Here is a 9,661-nt window from a genome sequence, read left to right on the forward strand (position 1 = left end):
CTCTGGACGACCCGAAGCGACTCTTCAACTCCAGCCTCGATGGCAACACCAGGCGTGCCATCGACATCGGCGAGGACGACGAGGTCGACGAGTCGGCGTTCACGGCGCTCATTCGCGCAGCGGTGGCCTTGAACACCCAATGACACTGCCCCGGCCTACGTGGCGTGATACATCGACGCGCCGGGGTCGTAGTGCTGCCGAACGGCGTCGAGCCGCGCCACGTTGTCACCGAAGTAGCGAACGGGCGGTGTCTTCGGCTCCAGGTAGTTGACGTAACCGCCAGACGAGTGGGCCCGCACCGCCCGGTGCGCGCCGGCCAGCCAGCCGTCGGCGGCCTCGACGGTGGCCGGCGATGGCGTCTCGACGTACCACTGCACACACGCTGCCTGACGTCGCCACGGAAAGGCCGTATCGCCAGAGTTGACGTCACGAACCGCTCCGTCCAGCGACTCGATCACCGTGGTGGCCGAGCCCACTGCCGTTGGCCACGCCGACGTCGCGGCGACGATCGACTCCGCCGCATCCGACGTCATCTCTGCCACGATGTCCGAGCCGGCCACGAACGCACGGGGCTTCACTGCATCGGGACCGCCGGTGAAGTAGTGGACGAAGTCCATGTGGCCCAACGTGCGGCTGGTGTTGTCGGTCGGCTGCACCCCGATCGCGGCGGCCAGCGCGCGTGCCGTACGCGGACCATCCCCGGCTGACGTTGCCAGCACGACACCGCAACGCCCCGAGGTAGGGCCGACCGTCAGGTTGACCATGCTCCAGATCGTGCGATCCGCGGAGGTCAGCCAGTCGTGCCAGCCGAAGATCGTGTGCGCCGCAGCGGATTCGGGGAATTCGAGGGTGACGACGTCGCGATCGGAGGTCTGATGAGTCCGGAAGGTGAACGAGGTGGCGATGCCGATGTTGGCGCCCCCGCCGCGCAACGCCCAGTACAGATCGGCGTGCTCGTCCGGCGAGGCGGTGACCAGCTCTCCGCCAGGCAGTACGACGGACGCCGAAACCATTGCGTCACAGGTTAACCCACACCGCCGCGCATCCGAGCCAAGGCCACCCCCCAAGGTCAGCCCCGCGACGCCGACGGTGGGGCAGCTACCGGCGGGAATGGACCGCCCATGCGACGCCAATGCCGTCTGGACCGAAATGACGTCGGTGGCCGCCGACACCTTCGCCAGGCCGGAACCCGCGTCGTAGGTGATTCCGCCGGGCAGCGACCGCACGTCGATGACCATCGTGCCGTTGGCCGCCGACGCGCCGACGTACGAGTGCCCGCCGCTGCGGGTGGTGATCTTGACGTCGTTCTCCGCGGCGAAGGCGACGGCCTTGCGAACGTCGGCGTTCGACTTGACCGTGACGACGGCAGCGGGCGTCGCATCGACGAAGCGGGTGTTGAACAGTCCCTTCGCCGCAGGGTATCCGGCGTCGGAAGGAAGCGTGACGCTGCCGTCGATCGCATCGGCGAGGGCAGCCCAGCCGGGCGGGCTCGAAGTCGGTTGCGACACTGTCGGTTCTGCCTGGCCGGGCGCCGCAGGGCGGCCGCACGCTCCGAGGACGCCGACGGCCGCGGCGCCGAGCGCACCACGGACGAAGGCCTGCCGGGAGATCTCACGCGTCATCATGTCCGTGCTGATTCGACCACACGCATAGGCTGAGCGCGTGGACTTCGAACTGCGTCGCAACGACCTTCACGACAGCCGCTTCATCGCGGGCGACCCGCCGTCGCCGGGTGACGGCGAGGCACTGCTTCGGATCGAATCGTTCGGGCTGACGTCGAACAACATCACCTACGCCGTGCTCGGCGAGGCGATGAACTACTGGGGTTTCTTCCCGGCCTCGGACCCCGAGTGGGGCATGCTCAACGTCTGGGGCTACGCCCACGTCGAGGAGTCCCGGCACCCCGATCTGGCAGAGGGCACGCGCGTCTACGGATACCTCCCCTGCGCAAGCCATCTGGTGGTCGTCCCCGACCGCATCAACGAGAAGGGCTTCATCGACGCCGCGGCGCACCGGGCCACACTGCCGTCGGCCTATCAGGGCTACCGCGACGTCGGGACCGACCCGGTCTACTCAGCCGAGTTCGAGGCCGAGCACATCCTGTTCTTTCCCTTGTTCTTCACCTCGTATCTCATCGACGACTTCCTCGCCGACGAGGACTTCTTCGACGCGGGGACGATCGTCATCTCGAGCGCCTCGTCGAAGACGGCGATCATCGCCGCCTACCTGCTCGGCAAGCGCGACGGCATCGAGGTCGTCGGGCTGACCTCGGCGGGCAACCGCGAGTTCGTCGAAGGGTTGAACGTCTACGACTCGGTCCATCTCTACGACTCCGTCTCCCAGCTTCCCGGCGAACGCGCCGTCTACGTCGACGTCTCGGGCGACCCGGCCGTCCGCACCGACGTACACGCCCGCTACGGTGACCGCCTCGCCCACAGTGCCGCCGTCGGCATCACCCACTGGACCCAGATGGCGCAGAGCACGACCGAACTCGACGGTCCGAGTCCCGTCTTCTTCTTTGCCCCTGACCGCATCAAGAAGCGCGGCGCCGACTGGGGCACCGCCAAGCTGGACCAGAACGTGGCCGATGCGTGGGGACCGTTCGCGGAGTGGGCCTCGAAATGGCTCCGCGTCGTACGCATCTCGAGTGACGATCAGATCCAGCGGGCGTACCTCGAGCTGCTCGACGGGAAGCTCGACCCGGCGGCTGGCACCGTCGTCAGCCCCTAGGAATCGGGCGTTCCCGCAGCTTGCCAGTACTCTACGTCCGTGAACGCGATCGATCCGGAGAAGCTCAGCACGTGCCTACGGGTGCTGTCCGAGATCGAGTCGCTGCCGCCCGAGCACCCCGATGCCGTGGCGGTACGCCGGGCCACCGCGGGTCTCTGGAAGTCGGTCAAGATGGCCCGCCGCCACGCCAAGCGGGATGCCGTCGCGACCGCTGACCGCGCGGTCATCGCCGCCACCGCGACCGGCGCTCCGGGCCGCATCGACGACGAGACGCAGGGGCTGCCGCTGGTCTCCACGGCGGCCGGCGCCATCGCGGGAACCCTGCTCCGCTCGCGGGCCTGCTACACGTGCAAGAACCACTACACGCAGGTCGACGCGTTCTACCACCAGCTATGTCCCAGGTGCGCGACGTTCAATCAGGCCAAGCGCGATGCGCGCACTGACCTCACCGGCCGCAGCGCCCTCCTGACCGGCGGCCGCGCCAAGATCGGCATGTACATCGCCCTGCGGCTGCTCCGCGACGGTGCGCACACGACCATCACGACCCGTTTTCCGAACGACGCCGTGCGCCGCTTCGCCGCAATGCCGGACAGCGCCGACTGGCTGCACCGGCTGCGCGTCGTCGGCATCGATCTGCGCGACCCGGCACAGGTCGTCGCACTCGCCGACAGCGTGGCCGAGCACGGCCCGCTGGACATCCTGATCAACAACGCGGCCCAGACGGTGCGTCGCTCCCCCGGTTCGTACGCCGCCCTCGTCGAGTCGGAGCGCACGCCACCGCCGGAGCTCGTCGACGTGATCACGTTCGACCACGTGAGCGACGCCCACCCGGCCGCACTCGCCGGGAGCCTGGCCGAACACCAGACCCCGCACGCGCCGTCATTTCCCGGGTCACTTCGCTCCAGCCCTCCGGTGACCGCGCTGGCCCTCACTGCCCGCAGCGCATCCCCCGACCGGATCGCCGCAGGCACCGCCATCGACGCCGGGGGTTTGCTGCCCGACACGGCCTCGGTGAACAGCTGGACCCAGCGCGTGCACGAGGTCGATGCGATGGAGCTGCTCGAGGTACAACTCTGCAACCAGACGGCGCCCTTCATCCTCGTCAGCCGGTTGCGCCCGGCGATGGCCGCGTCGTCGGCGCGCCGCAAGTACGTCGTGAACGTCTCCGCCATGGAGGGTCAGTTCAGCCGGGCGTACAAGGGCGCAGGCCATCCTCACACCAACATGGCCAAGGCCGCGCTGAACATGCTGACCCGGACCAGCGCGGGCGAGATGCTGGAGCAGGACGGCATCCTCATGACCGCCGTCGACACCGGCTGGATCACCGACGAGCGCCCGCACCCCACCAAGATGCGGCTCGCCGAGGAGGGTTTCCACGCCCCGCTCGACCTCGCCGACGGCGCCGCCCGCGTGTATGACCCGATCGTGCGCGGGGAGGCCGGCGAGGACGTCTACGGCTGCTTCTTGAAGGACTACGCGCCGAGCAACTGGTAGTTCCACATGACCGTAGGCGACGGCTCGCCCGTCCCCACCCGTCGGCGCCACGTCATCCGACTGGCCCTGTTCGCGGCGTTCCTGCTCGGGCTGTTCTACCTCGTCGCGGTCACCGGGATCATCGACGTCGACGACGTCCGACGCGTCGTCGCGGCCACGGGGCCTGCCGCGCCACTGACCTACGTCGTGGTGTCAGCGGCCCTCGGCGCGATCTTCGTGCCCGGCCCGATCCTGGCGGCGGGCAGCGGGGTGCTGTTCGGCCCCCTGCTCGGCACGTTCGTGACGCTGTTCTCCGCAGTCGGCACCGCGAGCATCACCAGCCTCATCGGCAGGCGCGCAGGCCGGGACAGCGCACGCGGCCTGCTGGGAACCGAGCGTGCCGATCGCCTAGACCGCCAGGTCCAGCGGCGCGGGCTGTGGGCGGTCGTCGGCCAGCGGTTCGTCCCAGGCATCTCGGATGCGCTCGCGTCCTACGCATTCGGCGCGTTCGGAGTTCCGTTGTGGCAGATGGCAGTCGGAGCGTTCATCGGATCGGCGCCGCGGGCCTTCGTCTACACGGCGCTGGGCGCGTCGATCGGTGACCTGTCGGCGCCTCTTGCCTACTCGGCGATCGCGGTGTGGTGCGTGACCGCCGTCATCGGGGCGTTCGCCGCGCATCGTGGATACCGGGCGTGGTGGGGACGACCGGGTGACGAAGAGCGCTGAACGCGCGCAGCTGCGGAATTCGCGGCACGGGCGACCATACCCGGTATCAATCGACGAGTCGGACCAGTTCACCGTGCCCAAATCGTTGCTGAAAGGGGTATCGGCAACTGAATCCGTCGCCCCGACCTCGCGCGGAGCAGGACAAATACGATTTCGGGCAAGCAAGGCATCGTATTCACGCCGCTAAAAGAGTTTTTCGAGTGCTGCGATTTTCCTCCGGGATGCACGGATCGCGTTGTACCTTCCACTTACGTCGAGTTCACGGCGCACCGATCACGTGTGCGTGCGGGCTTGGCAACGGATCAGTTGCGCACTTCGATCCGAGGAGATGACCATGGCGCCATTGGGTACGAGCCGCCTCTACCGTCCAGATCCCGCACGCGTCGGACTCGAGGAACGTTGGGGTCCCGCCACGGCGAGCGCGACGATCGCGACGAATCCGGTGGTGGTCTCGATTCGCGGCGAAATCGACGCGAGCAACGGCGTGGCCCTGGCCGGGTACGTCGAACGACATGCCGGCATCGCCGCAACGTTGATCCTCGACCTGAGCGCGGTGGGATTCTTCGGCACCGCGGGCCTCACCGCCCTGCGACGCATCGACCTGTGCTGCGACCGCATCGGGTGGGTACTCGTTCCCAGCCCCGCGGTACGACGTGCCCTTCGGGCCTGCGACGCAGAAGACCTCCCGCAGACGCAGAGCGTGGCGATGGCGGTTCGGGCCCTCAGTAGACATCACGTCATGGCAGGCTCGGCGGCACGCGACCAGTACGCGTCTGACGTCGTCTCTGCGGGATCGTCCTAGCGCCTCAACCCTGGACCGGCGGATCGGCGAGCCCGACGAGCCGGCCATTCGATCGGCTACTCCCTGTCTGCGCGCGACCGTATGATCGCCGCGACTACCAAGGAGGGTTCATGCCGGAATCTGCCGATCTGATCGCCATCGTCCGCACTGGCGAACGCGCCTCGGCGGTATGGCATGTCGACGTCGCACCCTCGACTCCCTTGATGCGCCTGTGTGGGGCCTGGGTCACCGACGACGGCGACGTGTTGCGCAACGTCGTCGCCGCCCGGACCGTCCTGCCCTTCGACGGAGGTTTGCAGCATGCGGCGACGGACTTCACGAGCGCTGCGGCCGGAGTCGTCGACCTCAATGTCACGTTGAGTCTGATCAGCGAGGTCATCGCGACACTCGATGACAAGCACCGTGCTTCCAAGACCGTTGGCGGTAATGCACGCGCCCCGATCAGGTGGCCGGCGTTGCCCGAACCCCTCGACTGGACGGCGTTGCCCGTTGCGCCGCGCGGCGTGAACCCCGAACCGTTCGTGGCCGAAATGGTCGCCGTCGCCCGTTGGGTGGCCGACCTGGCGGAAGCGTGGTCCAGCGTCGAGACGGCCCGGACGTCCAGGGAGCACCTCGCCGACGGCGACGTGGCACCTCGACTGCTACCCGTCGCGGTGCCATCAGCGCGCTAGCCGTACCTACCTCCCGTCGGCCCAGGCGAAGAATTCGTCAGCGCAGTACACGGGTTTTCCGAACTCGTGGGCCTTTCCCGTCTTGCCGGACTGACTGCCCTCCTCCGCGGTCACCAGGACGTCGCACCTCGTCTTCGTCACGGACTTGACCGGTGTCAGTCCCGCAGCCGTGGCGATGTCCTCGATCTCGTCCCGCGACAGGACCCGCCCTGCGGCGTCCTTCGCCGTGCCGGTGAAGCAGATGCGTGCGCCCGGTACCAGAACCGAGGTGATGTCGACACCGTTGAGCGCCAATTCGATTGAGGTGTCGACGATCTCGACGCCCAACAGCGTCTCGGCTTCGCGGAGACGTGCCATCGACTCCTCGGTCAGTCTGACGCGCGACGCCGCGGTCCGTAGCTGGCCGGCCACCGAATGCCGCGCCGCAGCGATCCACGAAGTATCCGTGACGGATTCGCGAGCCAAGACGTCCACTGCGGTGGCCTCTCCGAGCAACACCGGCCCAACGCTGCGACTGACGTCGAGCAGGGCGGACAGCGCGGGGAGGTGGACCGATGCGGGTGTCGGGATGTCGCGACTGCGACTCACCAGAAGCCCACCCAACGTTTCGGATGGTTCGGGTTCGACGAACGCCGTCGAAGCCGGATCAGCGAAGCCCGAACTGGTGACGGCATCGAGGACGGCGAGAGCTCGTCCGAGGGCGGTACCAGCGGACAGCGCGCGCCGACACTCCGGTTCGAGCGCCGCGAGGGGCATGTCCATCCCCAACGGCATCGACGTGACGTGGCCAAGACGCTTCAGTTCGAAGTCGATCAGGCCCAGCGTGTCGTCGATCCCAACGCCAACGGGCGTGCAGCCCGCCAGCATGGGCGCGATGACGTCCCACGCTTCGACGAGTGTCGGAGCCAAGAGGACGTCGCACGCCGTGATGCCGTAGGCCTGTCGCGCGTCGGCGAGGTCGCGTTGGGGATTGACGACGGTGCTCACCGCCGTGCCATCGTCGAATGCGATGGCGAGCTCGACGGGCCTCGGCCGTGACATCCGCCCCTCGTCTCCCACGGTCAAGATGGCAAACGCGCACAGGCGGCGGCCCTGATCCGACGAGACGGACGCGTTCAGGAAACGCGCGATGCGCCGATCCGTCTTGAGATCCTTGGGCAGCACGGGTCGCTTGAGCACCAGTCCGCTCATCGACGTGCACCGGCTCAGTGCGACGTAGAGCTGGCCGAATGAGAAGGTGCCGCCGGTGAGGTCGACGACTAGGCGCTCCAGGGTCTGGCCCTGGCTCTTGTGGATCGTGATCGCCCACGCCAATTTGAAGGGCAGTTGGGTGAACGAACCCACGACCTGGTGGCGCAACGACCCGCCCTGTATCACCGGCCGCGTCGCCTCCCACGTATACGGGCTGACCTCTTCGATCTCCCCGTTGGTGAACTCCACCGTGACGACGGTCCGGTCTGCGTCGCCGATGCCGGTGATGCGCCCGATCGTGCCGTTGACCCAACGATCGGATTGATCGTTGTTGAGCATCATCACCTGGGCGCCGACCTTGAAACGCAGTTCCTCGTCGGCGGGAGGTTCGAACAGCGTCAGGTCACCGGACTGCCGTGCGCGGTGGATCATTTCGTCGCCGGGCAGCCGTTCCAGATGCTGCCGGTTGCGGGCTGACACGATTCTGTTCGTCGGCGCCAGCGTGAGCCAGAATTCGTCCGCGGGCGGTACGAAGTCGGGATCGGTTCTGGCATTGAGCTGTTGGTGTGCATGCCCGACCAAGACGCCTTCGCGGACGTCGTTCAGGATCGACGTCATCCGGTCATCGCCGAGCTGACGGAATACCGTCGTCAACGCGATGGTCGGAAAGTCCTCACGCCGGAAGGTGTCCGCCGAGAAGAAGTACGGGGTCTTGTATCGAGTCGTGAAGTAGTTCGCCTCGGCCTCGGTCACCACTGGCGGCAACTGATGGAGATCGCCCACCAGCACGACCTGCACACCGCCGAAGGGTTCTCCGGGCTTGGGACCGAACCGTTCGAGCGCTGCGGCGAGCATGTCGAACAGATCGGCTCGGACCATCGATGCTTCGTCGATGATCAGGGTGTCGACGACGGCGAGTGTCTTCACGAACCGCATGGGACGGTAGTCACCGACGCGAACGTCGTCCAGCGTCGTCGTCGCGCGGAAGCTGAACAGGCGGTGGATGGTGTATCCGTCGACGTTGAGCGCTGCGATCCCGGTGGGCGCGACGACGACGACGTTGCGGTCCGTCGATGACATGAAACGGCGGATCAACGTGGACTTGCCGGTGCCCGCCTTGCCCGTCAAGAAGACGTGCCGACCGCCGGCCAGCAGTGCGAGCGCCTCCGCGAACTCTTCGGTCAGGACGAAGTCGCCGTCACGCACGGAAGCACCTGAAAACCCGCATGGAGTTGGCCTGCAAGCGCTATGGATCCAACGGCGGCGGCAAGGGATCACCGGTGGGAGGCAGGGTTTCTGGCGGCGGCGGGCCCGTGACGTCGTCGACAGGCAGGGGCGCGGGCAACACATCCGGTGGCGGCGCGACCTCCGGGCCGGAGCAGGACAGAACGGGTTGTGGCGTCATCGACAGGTAGAACGGGTCGCATCCGCTGCCGGGGTCCGCACCGGCTTGGACGGCGAGGCCCACCGCGCACCCGCCAATGATGGCGCCGGCGACGGCGAACCTGGCCAGCCTGACCGCCGAGGAAGTCAGGCCCGTGCGCTGCGATGCGATCATCTCGCGAAGCGTAGTGCGACGAGAACCGCAACGCACTCAGACGGGTGCATCCGTGGGCTGCGAGGGTGCCGCCGACGTCAGCGCGGCTCGCCGAGAGCAGACTCGAGCGACATACACAAGGTCCTGGCGCAGGAATCGCCCTCCACTTTTCCCGCCCTCGAAGCGGATTCAGGCCGGCTCGCCACACCGAAGACTTGACGCATCACGTGCCAGACAACCCTTCGGAGGAACAGTGCCATCCGCGTCTCGTCGACGATTTCTCCTGAGCCTTGCCGCGAGCCCGATTGCGTTGTCACTGTCCTGCTCGGATGCGAGCCGCCCGCCAGCGGCGCGACCGCGTGGTCGCCGCCTCCGTCCTCTGCCGATCCCCCCACTCGCCGCCTCGACCGTCGATGGCAACGGAACCCGGACGTTCGCACTGCGAGCCACCACCGGAACGACGGAAATCGTCGCCGGAACGAGCACGTCCACTTGGGGTTACAACGGTTCGATACTCGGGCCCACCCTGCG

Annotated in this window: 8 protein-coding genes and 1 pseudogene; 6 read left to right on the plus strand and 3 right to left on the minus strand. The window is 67.5% G+C overall.

Features of this window, described 5'->3' with window-relative positions:
* Window positions 1-143, plus strand: a pseudogene (locus tag ACRDUX_RS32425) (DUF1801 domain-containing protein); the annotation flags it as partial.
* Between the two features lie 12 nt (window positions 144-155).
* Here the strand turns inward: ACRDUX_RS32425 and ACRDUX_RS32430 are convergent.
* Window positions 156-1,625 (minus strand): FAD-binding oxidoreductase, encoded by a 1,470-nt coding sequence (locus ACRDUX_RS32430; protein WP_526420220.1) that lies wholly within the window; start codon window positions 1,623-1,625, stop codon window positions 156-158.
* Between the two features lie 37 nt (window positions 1,626-1,662).
* On the opposite strand from ACRDUX_RS32430, the gene ACRDUX_RS32435 reads away from it, so the two are divergent.
* The 5 genes from ACRDUX_RS32435 (at window position 1,663) to ACRDUX_RS32455 (ending at window position 6,402) form a co-directional block, all read left to right on the plus strand.
* Window positions 1,663-2,730 carry a DUF2855 family protein gene (locus ACRDUX_RS32435; protein ID WP_526420222.1) on the plus strand — a complete coding sequence of 356 codons (1,068 nt, stop codon included), beginning with the start codon at window positions 1,663-1,665 and terminating at the stop codon, window positions 2,728-2,730.
* Between the two features lie 39 nt (window positions 2,731-2,769).
* Window positions 2,770-4,224 carry an SDR family NAD(P)-dependent oxidoreductase gene (locus ACRDUX_RS32440; protein ID WP_526420224.1) on the plus strand — a complete coding sequence of 485 codons (1,455 nt, stop codon included), beginning with the start codon at window positions 2,770-2,772 and terminating at the stop codon, window positions 4,222-4,224.
* 6 nt (window positions 4,225-4,230) lie between these two features.
* On the plus strand, window positions 4,231-4,929 hold the full coding sequence (locus ACRDUX_RS32445) for a TVP38/TMEM64 family protein (RefSeq protein WP_526420226.1): 699 nt from the start codon (window positions 4,231-4,233) through the stop codon (window positions 4,927-4,929).
* 334 nt (window positions 4,930-5,263) lie between these two features.
* Window positions 5,264-5,731 carry an STAS domain-containing protein gene (locus ACRDUX_RS32450; protein ID WP_526420228.1) on the plus strand — a complete coding sequence of 156 codons (468 nt, stop codon included), beginning with the start codon at window positions 5,264-5,266 and terminating at the stop codon, window positions 5,729-5,731.
* A gap of 110 nt (window positions 5,732-5,841) precedes the next feature.
* The gene (locus ACRDUX_RS32455) at window positions 5,842-6,402 is read left to right on the plus strand and encodes a hypothetical protein (protein ID WP_526420230.1); all 561 of its coding nucleotides are present in this window, start codon (window positions 5,842-5,844) and stop codon (window positions 6,400-6,402) included.
* A gap of 6 nt (window positions 6,403-6,408) precedes the next feature.
* On the opposite strand, the gene ACRDUX_RS32460 is transcribed toward ACRDUX_RS32455, so the two are convergent.
* Both ACRDUX_RS32460 and ACRDUX_RS32465 read right to left on the minus strand, forming a co-directional pair.
* A complete protein-coding gene (locus tag ACRDUX_RS32460; RefSeq protein WP_526420232.1) occupies window positions 6,409-8,799 on the minus strand; it encodes an AAA family ATPase in 2,391 nt (796 codons plus the stop codon).
* Window positions 8,800-8,839: 40 nt separating this feature from the next.
* Window positions 8,840-9,151 (minus strand): hypothetical protein, encoded by a 312-nt coding sequence (locus ACRDUX_RS32465; RefSeq protein WP_526420234.1) that lies wholly within the window; start codon window positions 9,149-9,151, stop codon window positions 8,840-8,842.
* Window positions 9,152-9,661: the final 510 nt, after the last annotated feature.

Source organism: Mycobacterium sp., from assembly GCF_050701675.1.
In the GTDB taxonomy this organism is placed as follows: Bacteria; Actinomycetota; Actinomycetes; order Mycobacteriales; family Mycobacteriaceae; genus Mycobacterium.

What these genes read in the sequence shown, in the direction of transcription:
- ACRDUX_RS32430 (WP_526420220.1), bottom strand. Translation starts at nt 1,625, where the DNA reads ATGATGACGCGTGAGATCTCCCGGCAGGCCTTCGTCCGTGGTGCGCTC.
- ACRDUX_RS32445 (WP_526420226.1), top strand. Translation starts at nt 4,231, where the DNA reads ATGACCGTAGGCGACGGCTCGCCCGTCCCCACCCGTCGGCGCCACGTC.
- ACRDUX_RS32450 (WP_526420228.1), top strand. Translation starts at nt 5,264, where the DNA reads ATGGCGCCATTGGGTACGAGCCGCCTCTACCGTCCAGATCCCGCACGC.
- ACRDUX_RS32455 (WP_526420230.1), top strand. Translation starts at nt 5,842, where the DNA reads ATGCCGGAATCTGCCGATCTGATCGCCATCGTCCGCACTGGCGAACGC.
- ACRDUX_RS32465 (WP_526420234.1), bottom strand. Translation starts at nt 9,151, where the DNA reads ATGATCGCATCGCAGCGCACGGGCCTGACTTCCTCGGCGGTCAGGCTG.